14 protein-coding genes, 1 rRNA gene and 1 riboswitch are annotated in these 15,133 nt (G+C 70.2%); of the genes, 12 read left to right on the forward strand and 3 right to left on the reverse strand.

The genetic code is table 11. The features are described from left to right. From rrf to AC07DU_RS00055, 11 genes are all read left to right on the forward strand, one after another. Positions 1-96: ribosomal RNA gene (gene rrf, locus AC07DU_RS00005) — 5S ribosomal RNA — on the forward strand; the annotation flags it as partial. A 138-nt stretch (positions 97-234) separates the two neighbouring features. Beyond that, positions 235-825 carry a cardiolipin synthase ClsA gene (gene clsA, locus AC07DU_RS00010; RefSeq protein WP_479108773.1) on the forward strand — a complete coding sequence of 197 codons (591 nt, stop codon included), beginning with the start codon at positions 235-237 and terminating at the stop codon, positions 823-825. A gap of 102 nt (positions 826-927) precedes the next feature. After that, positions 928-3,417 (forward strand): sugar phosphate nucleotidyltransferase, encoded by a 2,490-nt coding sequence (locus tag AC07DU_RS00015; protein ID WP_479036977.1) that lies wholly within the window; start codon positions 928-930, stop codon positions 3,415-3,417. A 114-nt stretch (positions 3,418-3,531) separates the two neighbouring features. Then, positions 3,532-4,440 (forward strand): DUF881 domain-containing protein, encoded by a 909-nt coding sequence (locus AC07DU_RS00020; protein WP_360904446.1) that lies wholly within the window; start codon positions 3,532-3,534, stop codon positions 4,438-4,440. Beyond that, positions 4,437-4,769, forward strand: a complete 333-nt coding sequence (locus tag AC07DU_RS00025) for a small basic family protein (RefSeq protein WP_007262894.1) — start codon at positions 4,437-4,439, stop codon at positions 4,767-4,769. Before AC07DU_RS00020 ends, AC07DU_RS00025 begins: the two co-directional genes overlap by 4 nt. A gap of 5 nt (positions 4,770-4,774) precedes the next feature. Next, positions 4,775-5,551, forward strand: a complete 777-nt coding sequence (locus tag AC07DU_RS00030) for a DUF881 domain-containing protein (RefSeq protein WP_360904449.1) — start codon at positions 4,775-4,777, stop codon at positions 5,549-5,551. Positions 5,552-5,636: 85 nt separating this feature from the next. Next, positions 5,637-6,581, forward strand: coding sequence for an FHA domain-containing protein (locus AC07DU_RS00035; RefSeq protein ID WP_360904468.1), 945 nt, complete (start codon positions 5,637-5,639; stop codon positions 6,579-6,581). Between the two features lie 19 nt (positions 6,582-6,600). After that, complete coding sequence (gene ftsR, locus AC07DU_RS00040) at positions 6,601-7,374, forward strand: transcriptional regulator FtsR (RefSeq protein WP_479036973.1); 774 nt, start codon at positions 6,601-6,603, stop codon at positions 7,372-7,374. 52 nt (positions 7,375-7,426) lie between these two features. Beyond that, the gene (locus AC07DU_RS00045; RefSeq protein ID WP_360904455.1) at positions 7,427-7,906 is read left to right on the forward strand and encodes a bifunctional nuclease family protein; all 480 of its coding nucleotides are present in this window, start codon (positions 7,427-7,429) and stop codon (positions 7,904-7,906) included. A 181-nt stretch (positions 7,907-8,087) separates the two neighbouring features. Further along, positions 8,088-8,726: a MerR family transcriptional regulator gene (locus AC07DU_RS00050; RefSeq protein ID WP_360904458.1), complete on the forward strand. Its 639-nt coding sequence runs from the start codon at positions 8,088-8,090 to the stop codon at positions 8,724-8,726. Between the two features lie 48 nt (positions 8,727-8,774). Beyond that, on the forward strand, positions 8,775-10,205 hold the full coding sequence (locus AC07DU_RS00055) for a DNA polymerase IV (protein WP_479036968.1): 1,431 nt from the start codon (positions 8,775-8,777) through the stop codon (positions 10,203-10,205). Between the two features lie 7 nt (positions 10,206-10,212). On the opposite strand, the gene AC07DU_RS00060 is transcribed toward AC07DU_RS00055, so the two are convergent. Then, positions 10,213-10,578, reverse strand: coding sequence for a PRC-barrel domain-containing protein (locus tag AC07DU_RS00060; protein ID WP_360904465.1), 366 nt, complete (start codon positions 10,576-10,578; stop codon positions 10,213-10,215). 112 nt (positions 10,579-10,690) lie between these two features. Beyond that, positions 10,691-10,789: riboswitch (glycine riboswitch) on the forward strand. A 195-nt stretch (positions 10,790-10,984) separates the two neighbouring features. Between AC07DU_RS00060 and gcvP the strand changes: the two genes are divergently transcribed. Then, positions 10,985-13,870 carry an aminomethyl-transferring glycine dehydrogenase gene (gene gcvP / locus AC07DU_RS00065; protein ID WP_479036966.1) on the forward strand — a complete coding sequence of 962 codons (2,886 nt, stop codon included), beginning with the start codon at positions 10,985-10,987 and terminating at the stop codon, positions 13,868-13,870. A 105-nt stretch (positions 13,871-13,975) separates the two neighbouring features. Here gcvP and AC07DU_RS00070 read toward each other — a convergent pair whose 3' ends face one another. Both AC07DU_RS00070 and AC07DU_RS00075 read right to left on the reverse strand, forming a co-directional pair. Beyond that, a complete protein-coding gene (locus tag AC07DU_RS00070; protein WP_030009772.1) occupies positions 13,976-14,164 on the reverse strand; it encodes a DUF5999 family protein in 189 nt (62 codons plus the stop codon). A 280-nt stretch (positions 14,165-14,444) separates the two neighbouring features. After that, a complete protein-coding gene (locus tag AC07DU_RS00075) occupies positions 14,445-15,065 on the reverse strand; it encodes a hypothetical protein (RefSeq protein ID WP_360904084.1) in 621 nt (206 codons plus the stop codon). Between the last annotated feature and the right edge of the window lie 68 nt (positions 15,066-15,133).

Raw genomic sequence — 15,133 nt, forward strand, 5'->3', positions numbered from 1 at the left:
GAAACGCCCGGTTACATTCCGAACCCGGAAGCTAAGCCTTTCAGCGCCGATGGTACTGCAGGGGGGACCCTGTGGGAGAGTAGGACGCCGCCGAACAATCATTGCGGAAGCCCCGCACCAGCCCTTACGGGTTCGGTGCGGGGCTTTTCTGCGTTTACGGGCACGTGTGCGGTCTCCTGTAGGGTCAAGGGGCATCGAACGACCGATTTCTACAGTCACAGTGGAGGCCCCCGGGTGGAGGTCCAGGAGACTCGGGTTCAGACTGACCGAATTTTCACCATTCCGAACGTCCTGAGCATGGCTCGCCTGGCCGGCGTGCCCCTGTTCCTGTGGCTGATCCTCGCGAAGCACGACGGATGGGCTCTGGCCGTCCTCATGCTCAGCGGGATCAGTGACTACCTCGACGGGAAGCTGGCCCGGCGCTGGAACCAGATCAGCAACCTCGGCCGGCTGCTGGATCCGGCCGCGGACCGTTTGTACATTCTCTCGACGCTCTTCGGGCTGACCTATCGGGAGATCCTGCCGCTGTGGGTCACCGGAGCCCTGCTCGCGCGTGAGCTGATGTTGCTGGTCATGGTGTGGATCCTGCGCCGTCACGGCTATCCGCCCCCGCAGGTCAACTTCCTCGGCAAGGCCGCGACCTTCAACCTGATGTACGCGTTTCCGTTGCTCCTGCTCAGTGACGGGAGCGGCTGGTTGGCCTGGACGGGGTCAGTTTTCGGATGGGCGTTCGCCGGATGGGGTACAACCCTCTATTGGTGGGCAGGAGTCCTTTATGTGGTTCAAGTCCGCCGTTTGGTGAAGGCTGACGCCACAGCCGATTGAGCTCGCCCCGGGCGGCCTGATGACGCGGTGGAGTTGCCGAGTCACCGACCGAGACGGGTGATGTCGGTACGACTGTCATCTCTCAAGGAGGACTCTTCCGACATGAAGGCCGTCGTGATGGCCGGTGGCGAAGGCACACGTCTTCGTCCCATGACCTCGAGCATGCCCAAGCCGCTCCTGCCGGTGGCGAACCGGCCGATCATGGAGCACGTGCTCAGGCTGCTCAAGCGCCACGGGCTCAACGAAACCGTGGTCACCGTGCAGTTCCTGGCGTCGCTCGTCAAGAACTACTTCGGGGATGGCGAGGAGCTCGGGATGGAGCTCACCTATGCCAACGAGGAGAAGCCACTCGGCACCGCCGGCAGCGTGAAGAACGCCGAGGAGGCCTTGAAGGATGATGCGTTCGTCGTCATTTCGGGCGATGCGCTCACGGACTTCGACCTCACCGATCTGATCCGTTTCCACAAGGAGAAGGGCGCCCTCGTCACGGTGTGCCTGACGCGGGTGCCGAACCCGCTGGAATTCGGCATCACGATCGTGGACGAGGAAGGGAAGGTCGAGCGCTTCCTGGAGAAGCCGACGTGGGGGCAGGTGTTCTCGGACACCGTCAACACCGGTATCTACGTCATGGAGCCCGAGGTCTTCGACTACGTGGACCCGGACGTCTCGGTCGACTGGTCCGGCGACGTGTTCCCGCAGCTGATGAAGGAAGGCCGGCCCATCTACGGCTATGTGGCCGAGGGCTACTGGGAGGACGTGGGCACGCACGAGAGCTACGTCAAGGCCCAGGCCGACGTGCTGGAGGGCAAGGTCCAGGTCGAGATGGACGCCTTCGAGATCTCGCCCGGCGTATGGGTCGCCGAAGGGGCCGAGGTGAGCCCGGACGCGGTGCTGCACGGGCCGCTGTACATCGGTGACTACGCCAAGGTCGAGGCAGGCGTCGAGATCCGCGAGCACACCGTCATCGGGTCGAACGTCGTCGTCAAGAGCGGCGCCTTCCTGCACAAGGCCGTCGTCCACGACAACGTGTACATCGGGCCCCACAGCAATCTCCGCGGCTGCGTCATCGGCAAGAACACCGACATCATGCGGGCCGCGCGGATCGAGGACGGGGCCGTCATCGGTGACGAGTGCCTCGTGGGTGAGGAATCGATCGTCCAGGGGAACGTGAGGGTCTACCCCTTCAAGACGATCGAGGCCGGAGCCTTCGTCAACACCTCGGTCATCTGGGAGTCCAGAGGACAGGCCCATCTGTTCGGTGCGCGGGGAGTCTCCGGCATCCTGAACGTGGAGATCACGCCCGAGCTGGTGGTCCGGCTCGCCGGAGCCTATGCGACGACCCTGAAGAAGGGGGCGACCGTCACCACGGCGCGTGACCACTCCCGAGGCGCCCGAGCGCTCAAGCGGGCGGTGATCTCGGCGCTCCAGGCCAGCGCCATCAACGTACGCGACCTGGAGAACGTACCGCTGCCCGTGGCGCGGCAGCAGACCGCGCGGGGCAGTGCGGGCGGCATCGTCCTGCGGACCTCGCCGGGTGTGCCCGACTCGGTGGACATCATGTTCCTGGACGAGCGGGGAGCGGACCTCTCGCTCCAGCAGCAGCGCAAGCTCGACCGGGTGTACGCGCGCCAGGAGTACCGGCGTGCGTTCCCCGGCGAGATCGGTGACCTGCAGTTCCCGGGCAGTGTCTTCGACGCCTACACCGGCTCGCTGCTGCGGCGGGTGGACACCACGGGGATCAGCGACGCCGGGCTCAAGGTGGTCGTGGACGCCTCCAACGGCAGCGCCGGGCTGGTCATGCCGAGCCTGCTGGGGCGGCTCGGGGTGGACGCCCTGACGATCAATCCCGGGCTCGACGAAACCAGGCCGACGGAGACCGCGGAGTCCCGACGCGCCGGGCTGGTGCGGCTGGGCGAGATCGTCGCCTCGGCCAGAGCGGCCTTCGGGGTGCGGTTCGACCCGGTGGGCGAGCGGATCTCGTTGGTGGACGAGCGCGGGCGGATCATCGAGGACGACCGGGCCCTGCTGGTGCTGCTCGACCTGGTGGCAGCGGAGAAGCGCAGCGGCAAGGTCGCGCTGCCGGTGACCACGACGCGGGTCGCCGAGCAGGTGGCGGCGTACCACGGCACGCAGGTGGAGTGGACGACCACGTCGCCCGACGACCTGACGCGGGTGGGGCGTGCGGAGAACACCATCTTCGGCGGGGACGGCCGCGGCGGTTTCATCGTTCCGGAGTTCAGCAGCGTGTTCGACGGGTCGGCGGCCTTCGTGCAGCTCCTCGGGCTGGTGGCGCGGACGCAGCTCACGCTGAGCCAGATCGACGCCCGGATCCCGCGGGCGCACGTGCTCAAGCGGGACGTCCCGACGCCGTGGGCGGTGAAGGGGCTCGTGATGCGGCGGGTCGTGGAGGCCGCCGGCGACCGTCAGGTGGACACCACCGACGGGGTGCGGGTGGTCGAGGCCGACGGGCGGTGGGCGCTGGTCCTGCCGGATCCGGCGGAGGCGGTCACCCATCTGTGGGCCGAAGGCCCCGACGACGCCTCGGCGCAGGCCCTGCTCGACGAGTGGGCGGCCGTGGTGGACGGGCACTGAGTGCCGGGCGGCTGTTGACGTAGGACCGAGTCCGGCGGGCCGGGTGCGGGGGGACGACCCCGCCCCGGCCCGCCGGACGGGTGCATTCGGTGTGCAGGGCGCCGACATGCGACGATGTGCGGCATGTCGCAGCCGCCCCCCAGCCGGAGTTCGGCCTCTCCTGTGCCGCCCGCGCGCCCGGACGCCTCCATGTCGCTGCTGACGCACGTGATGGACCACAGTCTCGACGAGGGATACGCGGAGGCGTCCGCCCGGCGTGAGGCCCAGGGTACGGCGGGTCTGCCCCGCACCCTCAAGGCGAAACTGGGGCTGGCCGCCGGGCTCGTGCTCGCCGCCATGGTCGTCACCCTGGGCGCAGCCGAGGCGCGGATAGCCGCGCCGGTGCTGGCCAAGGAGCGTCACGAACTGATCGACCGGGTCGAGCGGGCCGACGAGCGCGCGAACGGTCTGGAGCGGGACATCGACCGCCTCAGAACCGATGTGGCCGCCCGCCAGCGCGCGGCGCTGCAGCAACCCAGTGGTGGTCAGGGCGAGCTCGTGGCGCTGTTGTCCGGTGCCACGGAGGTCCGCGGGCCCGGCGTCAAGCTGGTGGTGGACGACGCGAAGGGTGCTTCCTCCAAGGGTGGCGGACCGCGCGAGAGCTCCGGTTTCTCGGACACCGGCCGGCTGCGCGACCGCGACATGCAGAAGATCGTCAACGGGCTGTGGCAGTCCGGGGCGGAGGCCGTCTCCATCAACGGGCAGCGGCTCACGGCGCTGTCGGCCATCAGGGCCGCGGGTGACGCGATACTGGTCGACAACAGGCCGCTGGTGCCGCCGTACGAAGTGCTGGCGGTGGGGGACAAGAAGCGGCTCGGCACGGCCTTCCAGGACTCCGCGGACGGCCAGTACCTGCACGTGCTGCAGGAGAGCTACGGGATCCGCTACACCCTGTCCCCCGCGGACGAGGTGCGGCTGCCGGCCGCGTCGAGTCTGACCGTACGTACAGCTACAGCAGCAGAGCAGCAGAAGGGTGCATCGTGATCGCGGTACTGGGCCTCTTGGCCGGAGTGGTGGTCGGGCTTCTGGTCCGGCCCGAGGTACCGGCCGTGGTGGAGCCTTATCTGCCGATCGCCGTGGTCGCGGCGCTGGACGCGGTGTTCGGCGGTCTGCGCGCGATGCTGGACGGGATCTTCGTGGACAAGGTCTTCGTGGTGTCGTTCCTGTCGAACGTGGTGGTGGCCGCGCTGATCGTCTTCCTCGGTGACAAGCTCGGCGTCGGCTCGCAGCTGTCCACGGGTGTCGTCGTGGTCCTCGGCATCCGCATCTTCTCCAACGCCGCGGCCATCCGCCGGCACGTGTTCCGGGCGTGAGGCCGATGAGTACGAACGACAGCCCCGAGGAGCCGCAGGGCACGGGGGAGCCCGCGCCGCCCGAGGAGACCGGCCGCCAGCGGCTCGCGGCGGGTCTCTGGCCGCCGCGGGTGAGCCGCGCCCAACTGATCGTGGCGCTGCTGCTGTTCGTCCTGGGGCTGGGTCTGGCCATCCAGGTGCGCTCGAACAGCGACTCGAGTGCGCTGCGCGGGGCCCGTCAGGAGGACCTCGTGCGGATCCTCGACGAGCTCGACGGGCGGACCAAGCGCCTGGAGGACGAGAAGCAGAAGCTGGAGGATCAGCGCAAGGAGCTGGAGAGCAGCTCCAACCAGGCCGAGGAGGCGCGCAGGCAGACCGTCGAGAAGGAGCGTCAACTCGGCATCCTGGCCGGTACCGTGGCGGCGCAGGGGCCGGGCATCACGCTGAAGATCACCGATCCCACGGGTCAGGTGCGGGCCGATCAGCTGCTGGACACGCTCCAGGAGCTGCGGGCGGCCGGCGCGGAGGCGATCCAGATCAACGGTGTGCGGATGGTCGCGGGCTCTTACTTCTCGGAGGAGAGCGGCGGGGTCGGGATCGACGGTAAGAAGATCACACAGCCGTATGAGTTCAGGGTGATCGGAAAGGCCCAGGATCTGGAGCCCGCGCTCAACATTCCCGGCGGTGTCGTCCAGACGCTGGAGAAGGAGCAGGCGACCGTCGTCGTCACACGGTCGGCGAAGATCGTTGTGGATGCCTTGCGGGCTGCGAAGCAGCCTGACTACGCTCGGTCGTCATCGTGATGATGCGGAGTGAAGAGTGGACCGGCTCACGCGGGCGGATGCCTGCGGGGGGTCGGCGCACCGAAGTCGCGGTGCGTGGTGGAAACTGTCTGGTGGTTACGGACGTTGTGTTGATGTCAGGGTCGGCAGGTGTCTGCATTCGGAGTTCGTCCTGCCCCACGGGCGGGTCTGTTTCGGTCAAGGGGAATCGCCCGTGAAGTTGTTTGAGAAGTTGTTCGGCAAGAAGAACCGCGAGGAAAGCGGCGCGGCGAGGCACCGTGCGGGGCACGGCGACGTGGAGGGGCAGGGCGACCGGCCGCTCTTCCGCGACGAGGTCGCCGGTGCGGGGGATGTTTCCGGCGCGCCCGGCGCGTCGGCTGTTGACCCTGCCGGTACCGGACGCATAGGTTTCGGTGAACCATCAACCTCAAGTACGGGTGGAGGGTTTGCCCCCGACCCGTATGCCACCCATGCCTCCGCGGGGCAGCCGCGGCGCGAGGAGCCGTCCATGTCGGCCGAGCAGATTTGCAGCAGGTGCGGACACCGCAGCGATGCGGCCAGTCGGTTCTGCTCCAACTGCGGCGCGCCGCTGCGGGCGGGCCTGACGCCGGAGCGTGCTTCGGAGACCACGTCCACCATCTCGATCTCTGGCCTGGAGGCCTACGAGGCCGAGGTGTCGGGACAATCGCACGTGTCGTCGTCGCTGTCCCCCGAGGCCCAGGCCGCGGTGGAAGCGCTGCCCCCCGGTTCCGCTCTGCTCATCGTGCGGCGCGGACCCAACTCCGGTAGCCGCTTCCTGCTGGACGGCGAGCTGACCACGGCGGGCCGGCATCCGCAGAGCGACATCTTCCTGGACGACGTCACCGTCTCCCGGCGCCATGTCGAATTCCGCAGGAGCCCGGACGGCGGTTTCACCGTCAGCGACGTCGGCAGCCTCAACGGCACGTACGTGAACCGTGAACCGATCGACTCCGTCGCCCTGCACAACGGCGACGAGGTGCAGATCGGCAAGTACCGGCTGGTCTTCTACGCGAGCCTGCGGGGCGTCTGACCCTTCAAGGGAAGGTCCCATGCTGCGTACCCCGACCGGCGGTGCCCCGAAGGGCGGCACCGCCGGCAGTACCGGCTCGGCCGGGCGGCTGGTGAGCATCGGCACGGTGCTCACCACGCTGCGTGACGAGTTCCCCGAAGTCACGATCTCGAAGATCCGTTTCCTGGAGGCGGAGGGGCTCGTCGAGCCGCGGCGCACCCCTTCGGGATACCGCAAGTTCAGCACCGAGGACGTGGAGCGCCTCGCGCGCATCCTGCGCCTGCAGCGCGACCACTACCTGCCGCTGAAGGTCATCCGAGAGCAGCTCGACGCGCTCGCCCGCGGTGAGCAGATCCGCATCCCCGCCCCCTCGGCGCACGGGGAGTCCGTCGATCCCGAGAGCCCCGCGGCCGTCTACGGCGAGGTGGGCCGGGAGCGGCCCCCCGTGGCCCGTGTGGGCCGCGCCGAGCTGCTCGCGGCCGCCGGAGTGGACGAGGCCCAGCTCGTCGAATGGGAGTCGTACGGGCTGCTCGCGGAGGGTCCGGAGGGCGGGTTCGACGCCGAGGCGGTCACGGTGGCCCGTCTCGTGGCCGATCTGGGGCGCTTCGGACTGGAGCCGCGGCACCTGCGGGCGATGAAAGCCGCCGCGGACCGGGAGGCGGGCCTGGTGGAGCAGGTCGTGGCGCCGCTGCGCCGGCACCGCAATCCGCAGACCAGAGCGCACGCCGAGGCCACTTTGAAGGAGCTCGCGGGGCTGTCCGTACGGCTGCACGAGGCGCTCGTACAGACCGCTCTCGGGGTCCGGCTGAGGTGACCAAGGGGGCCCCGACTACCCAAACCTGCCGGGCAGGTCCTAGGGTTGCTGTGTGAACGAGCTCGACGTTGTGGGTGTCCGGGTGGAAATGCCCTCCAACCAACCGATCGTGCTCCTGCGTGAAGTGGGAGGCGACCGGTACCTCCCCATCTGGATCGGTCCTGGGGAGGCGACTGCCATTGCCTTCGCGCAGCAGGGGATGGCCCCTGCCCGTCCGTTGACGCACGACCTGTTCAAGGACGTGCTGGAGGCGGTCGGCGAGGAGCTCACCGAGGTCCGGATCACGGATCTGCGGGAGGGCGTCTTCTACGCGGAGCTCGTCTTCGCCAGCGGGGTGGAGGTGAGCGCGCGGCCTTCGGACGCGATAGCGCTCGCCCTGCGGACGGGGACGCCGATCTACGGCAGTGACGGTGTGCTGGACGACGCCGGAATCGCCATTCCCGACGAGCAGGAGGACGAGGTGGAGAAGTTCCGCGAGTTCCTCGACCAGATCTCGCCCGAGGACTTCGGTACCGGTCCCGGCCCGCAGTGAGGGTGTCGGCCGCGTCGTCCCCGAGGGCTTCCGGCCCATTCGAGTAGCCTTTCCCCGCAAACGGATACGTGAAACCACTCTCAGGGTGATTATCACTCGGCGTGCCGAGTGTGGCGATCGTTGACGCACCCCTGGTGACTGCCTACCTTCAAGGTGGGCAGGTCAAGGACGGAGGGTCGGCGTGAGGATCACGGGCGACGGTACGACCGGGGGCACCCCCGTACGGAGTGATGCTGGACCGTACCCGCTGCACGGCGGTGCGGTCGGTTCCGCGCGCCGTCAGCCGGAGTCGACGCCGGTCGGCCCGGTGGACGGTGAACCGGCGCCCGAGCAGATCGGATACCGCGGGCCGACGGCGTGCGCCGCGGCCGGCATCACCTACCGGCAGCTCGACTACTGGGCGCGGACCGGCTTGGTGGAGCCCAGCGTGCGGCCCGCGTACGGTTCGGGCACGCAGCGCCTCTACAGCTTCCGCGACGTCGTGGTCCTCAAGATCGTCAAGCGTTTCCTGGACACCGGGGTGGCGCTGCAGAACATCCGTACGGCCGTCCAGCACCTGCGTGACCGCGGGATCCAGGACCTTGAGCGGGTGACGCTGATGAGTGACGGCGCCTCCGTGTACGAGTGCACCTCGCCGGACCAGGTCGTGAGCCTGCTCCAGGGCGGACAGGGCGTCTTCGGGATCGCCGTGGGCGTGGTCTGGCGCGACGTCGAGAGCGCGCTGTCCCAGCTGCACGGCGAGCGGGTGGACACCGGCGAGACCCTGGTCGGGAAGAATCCGGCGGACGAGCTGGCGGCCCGGCGCAACCGCGCCGTCTGACGCCGTCCGCCCTGGGGAATGTCAGTGCCGTAGGGCAGCATCGGTGCTGTGAGAGCCGCGCCGACCATTCTGCATCTGGACATGGACGCCTTCTACGCCTCCGTGGAGCAGGCGTCGAAGCCGAGTCTGCGCGGCAAGGCCGTCATCGTCGGCGGGCTCGGGCCGCGCGGGGTCGTCGCCACGGCCTCGTACGAGGCCAGGCGGTTCGGGGTGCACTCGGCGATGCCCATGGCGCAGGCCAGGAGGCTCTGTCCGAACGGTGCCTGCCTGATCCCGCGCTTCAGCCTCTACCGGCAGGTCAGCGACGTGGTGATGGCCATGCTGCGGGAGCTCTCCCCGCTGGTGGAGCCGCTCAGCCTGGACGAGGCCTTCGTGGACCTGGAGGCCGGCGGGGTCGCGTTCGACTCGCCGACCGCGCGGGAGGTCGGGGAGCGGCTGCGGGCGGACATCAGGGCCGCCACCGGGCTCAGCGGGTCGGTGGGGCTGGCCGGGTCGAAGATGCTCGCCAAGGTGGCCTCCGAGGAGGCCAAGCCGGCCGGGCTGCTGCTGATCGAGCCCGGGACCGAGCGTGAGCTGCTCGCCCCCATGTCGGTACGGACCCTGCCCGGGGTGGGGCCGGCCACCGGGGAGCACCTGCGCCGTGCCGGGATCACCACGGTGGGGGAGCTGGTGGAGGCCGGGGAGGACGAGCTGGTCCGGATGGTCGGGCGCGCGCACGGGGTGGGGCTCTACCGGATGGCGCTGGGGCTGGACGACCGGCCGGTGGTCGCGGAGCGGGACGCGAAGTCCGTGTCGGTGGAGGACACCTTCGACGTGGACCTGCACGACCGGGTGCGGATCCGGGGCGAGGTGCAGCGGCTGGCGGACCGGTGCGTCCAGCGGTTGCGGGCGTCGGGGCACTCGGGGCGCACGATCGTGCTGAAGGTGCGGCGCTACGACTTCTCCACGCTCACGCGGTCGGAGACGCTGCGGGGGCCCACGGACGACCCCGGGGTGGTCCGGGAGGCGGCGGGGCGGCTGCTGGAGGGCGTGGACACCACGGGCGGCGTGCGGCTGCTGGGGGTGGGGGTCAGCGGGCTCGCGGACTACACGCAGGAGGACCTCTTCGCGCAGTCGCTGGCCGCTGAGCCGGACGGGGCTGCGGGGGCGGTCGGGGCGGACGGAGCGGACGGGGCGGACGGCGTTGCCGGCGGCGCCGGGCGCTCGGAGGCCGCCGACGGGGCCGGCGAACCGCCGTCGGGGCCGGAGCTGCCCGGGGAACCGGCGCCGGATCCGGCTCCCGAGCGGCGCTGGACGCCCGGGACCGACGTACGGCACGCGGTGTACGGGCCCGGGTGGGTCCAGGGCAGCGGGGTCGGGCGGGTCACCGTCCGCTTCGAGCAGCCGGGATCGCAGCCCGGCCGGGTGCGCACCTTCCGGGTCGACGACCCCGAGCTGGAGCCCTCCGATCCGCTGCCCCTGGTGGGGGACGCCGCTTAGACGTCCCCTAGCCCTCGTCGCCGGCGAGGTTGCCGAAGTCGCGCTGGAACTCCGAGGGGAGGGTCGTGTCCAGACCGTAGTGGTGGTAGAGCTGCAGCTCCTGTTCGGGGGAGAGGTGGCGGCCGACGCCGAAGTCGGGGGCGTCCCTGATCAGGGAGCGTTCGAAGGGCACGCGCAGGGTCTCGCCCACCAGCTCGCTCGGCTCCAGGGGGACGAAGGCGTCCCGGCTGAAGAGCCCCGTACGGACGGCCGCCCACTCCGGGACGCCCGTGGCATCGTCGAGGTAGACCTCGTCGACGGTGCCGATCTTGGTGCCGTTACGGTCGAACGCCTTGCGGCCGATCAGGCTGCGCGGATCGATGTCGGTCTGCACGGTCCCTCCAAATGGTCGCAACACTTCCGTAATGACTACAGAAGTGCATATTCGGACAGGAGGCCACTCGGGGAGTGTCCGGATCCTCGCTGGTAGGCTGGGTGATGGCTGTCGACCCTGTGCGGGAGAGTCCTCCGAGTGAGCAAGACGGAGGCGCCGAAGGAGCAAATCCTCCCCGGAATCTCTCAGGCATACGTACCGCACGGACGAGGCCACTCTGGAAAGCAGGGGCGGGTACCAGGCGCGCAGTGCCGGTCCCTCCCCTCACCGACGGTGAAAGCCGGAGCTCACGGGCAACCCCTGGACTCCGGTGAAACTCTCAGGTTGAGATGACAGAGGGGGAGGCCGTCCGGGTGCCCGCGCCGTGGTGCCCCTCGCAGGTCATACGACCAGGAGGCCTCCGTACATGACCGCCAACCGCATTCCGCTCTCCCAGCTGGAGCGAGGCATCCCCTTCGAGCAGCGCCACATCGGCCCTGATGCCGGGGCCCAGGCGAAGATGCTCGCGCAGGTGGGCTACGGCTCCCTGGACGAACTGACCGCCGCCGCGGTACCGGATGTGATCAAGACCGCCGAGGCGCTGAACCTGCCCGAGGCGCGGACCGAGGCCGAGGTGCTGGCAGAGCTGCGCTCGCTCGCCGACCGCAACCAGGTCCTCTCCTCCATGATCGGTCTCGGCTACTACGGGACCTTCACGCCGCCGGTGATCCTGCGCAACGTCATGGAGAACCCGGCCTGGTACACGGCGTACACGCCCTACCAGCCGGAGATCTCGCAGGGCCGCCTCGAAGCGCTCCTGAACTTCCAGACCGTCGTCGCCGACCTCACCGGGCTGCCGACCTCGGGCGCCTCGCTGCTCGACGAGGGCACCGCGGCCGCCGAGGCCATGTCCCTGGCCCGCCGCGTGGGCAAGGTCAAGGACGGCGTCTTCCTGATCGACGCCGACGCGCTGCCGCAGACCATCGCCGTGATCGAGACCCGCGCCGAGCCCACGGGCGTCGAGGTCGTCGTCGCCGACCTCTCCCACGGCATCCCCGCCGAGATCGCCGAGCGCGGTGTCTTCGGCGTGCTGCTCCAGTACCCGGGCGCCTCGGGCGCCGTTCGCGACATCAAGCCGATCATCGACCAGGCCCACGGGCTCGGCGCCATCGTCACCGTCTCGGCCGACCTGCTCGCCCTGACCCTGCTGACGTCCCCGGGTGAGCTGGGCGCCGACATCGCGGTGGGCACCACGCAGCGCTTCGGCGTCCCCATGGGCTTCGGCGGACCGCACGCCGGCTACATGGCCGTCCAGGCCAAGCACGCCCGCTCGCTGCCCGGCCGTCTCGTCGGCGTCTCCGTGGACGCGGACGGCAACAAGGCGTACCGCCTGGCCCTGCAGACCCGCGAGCAGCACATCCGCCGCGAGAAGGCCACCAGCAACATCTGCACCGCGCAGGTGCTGCTGGCCGTCATGGCCGCCATGTACGCCGTCTACCACGGCCCGGACGGCCTGCGGACGATCGCCCGCCGCACCCACCGCTACGCGGCCCTCCTCGCCGCGGGTCTGACGGCCGGCGGGGTCGAGATCGTGCACGGCGCGTACTTCGACACCATCACCGCCCGCGTGCCCGGCCGGGCGGCCGAGGTCGTCGCCGCCGCCCGTGAGGGCGGGGTCAACCTCCACCAGGCCGACGCCGACCACGTCTCCGTCTCCTGTGACGAGACCACGCTGCGCGCCGACATCGAGGCCGTCTGGGCCGCCTTCGGCGTCAGCGCCGACATCGAGGCGCTCGACGAGACCGCCGCGGACACCCTTCCCGAGGGGCTGCTGCGCTCGGACGAGTACCTGACGCACCCCGTCTTCCACCAGCACCGCTCCGAGACCGCGATGCTGCGCTACCTGCGCAAGCTCTCGGACAAGGACTACGCGCTGGACCGCGGCATGATCCCGCTGGGCTCCTGCACCATGAAGCTCAACGCGACCACCGAGATGGAGCCGGTGACCTGGCCCGAATTCGGCCAGCTGCACCCCTTCGCCCCGGTGGAGCAGGCCGAGGGCTACCTCACGCTCATCACCGAGCTGGAGGAACGTCTCTGCGAGGTGACCGGCTACGACAAGGTCTCCATCCAGCCGAACGCCGGCTCCCAGGGTGAGCTCGCCGGCCTGCTGGCCGTGCGTGCCTACCACCGCGCCAACGGCGACGAACAGCGCACCGTCTGCCTCATCCCGTCCTCCGCGCACGGCACCAACGCCGCCAGCGCCGTCATGGCCGGCATGAAGGTCGTCGTGGTCAAGACCGCGGACGACGGCGAGGTGGACGCGGACGACCTGCGCGCCAAGATCGAGCAGTACCGCGACGAGCTCGCCGTGCTGATGATCACGTACCCGTCCACGCACGGCGTGTTCGAGGAGCACGTCGCCGAGATCTGCGCCCAGGTGCACGAGGCCGGCGGCCAGGTCTACGTCGACGGCGCCAACCTGAACGCCCTGGTGGGCCTGGCCAAGCCGGGTCACTTCGGCGGCGACGTCTCGCACCTGAACCTGCACAAGACCTTCTGCATCCCGCACGGCGGCGGCGGTCCGGGTGTCGGCCCGGTCGGTGTCCGGGCCCACCTGGCCCCGTACCTGCCGAACCACCCGCTCCAGCCGACCGCGGGCCCCGAGACGGGCGTCGGCCCGATCTCGGCCGCGCCGTGGGGCTCGGCCGGCATCCTGCCGATCTCCTGGTCGTACGTGCGCCTCATGGGCGGCGAGGGCCTCAAGCGCGCCACCCAGGTGGCGGTGCTGGGCGCCAACTACATCGCCAAGCGCCTGGAGCCGCACTACCCGGTGCTCTACACCGGCCCGGGCAACCTGGTCGCGCACGAGTGCATCATCGACCTGCGCCCCCTGTCGAAGAGCACGGGCGTGAGCGTGGACGACATCGCCAAGCGCCTGATCGACTACGGCTTCCACGCCCCGACGATGTCCTTCCCGGTCGCGGGCACGCTGATGATCGAGCCGACGGAGTCCGAGGACCTCGCCGAGATCGACCGCTTCTGCGACGCGATGATCGCCATCCGCGGTGAGATCGAGCGGGTCGCGGCCGGCGAGTGGCCGGTGGACGACAACCCGCTGGCGAACTCCCCGCACACCGCGGCGGCTCTGGGCGGCGAGTGGAACCACCCGTACACCCGCGACGAGGCCGTCTTCCCGGGCGGGGTCACGGCCGCCGAGAAGTACTGGCCGCCGGTCCGCCGCATCGACGGCGCGTTCGGCGACCGGAACCTGGTGTGCTCCTGCCCGCCGCTGGACGAGTACGACAACTGAGCGCGGACGCGTGAGCTCGTGCGTGCGTGAGCGCGTGACCTCATGAAGGAGGGGCCGGTCCGGGATGTTCTCCCGGGCCGGCCCCTTCGTCGTGGTCCGGGTCGCTCACGCCGCCGCGAGCGGGCGGTGCGGGGCGATGATCTGACCGTCCGGCAGCAGTTCACCGGTGTCCTCGAAGAGCAGGACGCCATTGCACAGCAGGCTCCAGCCCTGCTCCGGGTGGTTGGCCACCGGGCGTGCGGCCTCCCGGTCGGCGGATTCGGCTGACGGGCAGGCAGGCTGGTGCTGGCACATGGATGCGTTCTTTCGCTGCGGTGTGGTCTGCGTGCTACGGCTCGACGGGTGGTTCATGGCCGTCCCCCTGGGTCATCCCCGCACCCGCGGGGAGCTTGTCCTCAGTCTTCCCCCACGACAGCCGCTTCGCAGGTATTTCCCGGCAGCTGTCCTCATAGAGTGAGGACGCATCACTCGTGCGGGCGGTTCAGGCCAACTCCCCTGTCATTTCGGATGGTTCGCCGATGGCCCAAGCGGGCTAGGCCGAATGGGTCATCTGAGCCGGGCGGCCACCCGGGGCCTACGCGGCGGGCGCGGCCAGCGTCGGCGGGGCCGGGGGCGCCGCGGGGGTCAGTCGGTGGGTCAGTACGGGCAGCAGCTCCGACACCGGGTGCGGCCGGTACGCGGCGATGCCGGGCGGGGCCGGTGCCAGCGGGACCAGAAGGTCCTCGCCGGCGGGCAGCCCGGCGGAGGCGTCGGCGCCCACCGCCCCGTGCAGCCACAGGGTCAGCATGTAGAGCTCCGGTACGGACAGCAGCCGCGGCTGGTAGTTCCCCGGGAGCGACTCCGCCTGGCGCAGGGCGCGTTCGGTGGCGGCGACGTAGGGCCCTTCGAAGAAGTGGGAGAACATCCACCCGTCCGGTGTCAGCCGGGTGTCGGCGGCCGCGACGTGGCGCTCCCCGCTGCGGATCAGGAACCGCCAGCCGGTGAGCCGGGTGCGCGGCGGCCTGCCGCCCGCCGCGAGGCCGGAGACGTTCAGCCCGTCGAGGACGTGGACCGGCAGGGGCAGTTCGGGGGTCAGCGGCCCCTGGATCGCACGCAGGGCCGGAGTGCGTGCCTCGTGCACCGCGGTGGGGGAACCGAGGGCCGCGAGGACGCTGCGCAGGGCGGGCGCGGGAGCCGGGGGGACATGCAGCGGCATGGTGGGTCGCCTCTCACTTGGGAGACCTGTGGATCGGGGGCAGGTGCGGACGGAGCTGTCGCATTCTG

This window comes from Streptomyces sp. NPDC045695, assembly GCF_056432025.1.